The organism is Streptosporangium nondiastaticum, assembly GCF_003011965.1.
Lineage (GTDB): Bacteria > Actinomycetota > Actinomycetes > Streptomycetales > Streptomycetaceae > Streptomyces > Streptomyces nondiastaticus.
This window is the reverse complement of record NZ_PXWG01000329.1, coordinates 1-684: the sequence shown is the minus strand read 5'-3', so window position 1 is coordinate 684 and position 684 is coordinate 1. Positions and strand designations below refer to the sequence as shown.

Genomic DNA, 684 nt, shown 5'->3' with positions numbered 1-684 from the left:
GAGCGCGCGGAGGACGACGGCGCCCGCGCCCGGCGCCTGGCCGCGGCCGCCGACCACGCCCGGCGCGCCGGACTCCCCCGGCACGCCACGGCGTTGCGCACCCTCTCCCTCCGCCGGAAGGCCGTCTCCGCGGCCCGCGGGCAGACCGAGCTGACCCGCGGCCTGCAGGCTTTGCGCGCCGGCGAAGTGATCAACGCGCGGGAGGCGCTGCACCTCGCCGCCACGCTGTACCGGCACGCCGACCGCCCGGAGGACGAGCTCACCGCCCTCCTGCACGCCGCGGAAGCGAGCTGGACCGCCGGCGACGGCGCGGGGTACGCGGGAGCGGCCCTGCGCATCGGCGGCCACGGCGCGGCGCCCGAAGAAGTGCGCGACTACTTCCGGGGCGTCGCGGCCGCCCTGCGCTGCGACCACGCCCGGTCCGTCCCCGCGCTCCGCGCCGCGTCCCTCCACGGCGCGGCCGCCGCCGACGCCCACCCGGCCGTCCCCGCCCTGGCCTGCCGCGCCGCCCTGATGCTGGGCGACGTGTCGCACGCGCGGGACCTCGCCGGCCGCGCCCTGGCCCGCGCGGCCGGACCGCAGCGGACGGTGCCGGAGCTCCTCGGCCTGCTCGCCCTCGTCGAACTCGTCGCCGACAACCACGCGCGCGCCGGAGCCCACGCCGAGCGGGGCCTCGAAGCCGCC

At 80.8% G+C, this 684-nt stretch carries 1 pseudogene; it reads left to right on the top strand.

The features are described from left to right. Window positions 1–684, top strand: a pseudogene (locus tag B7P34_RS37985) (hypothetical protein); the annotation flags it as partial.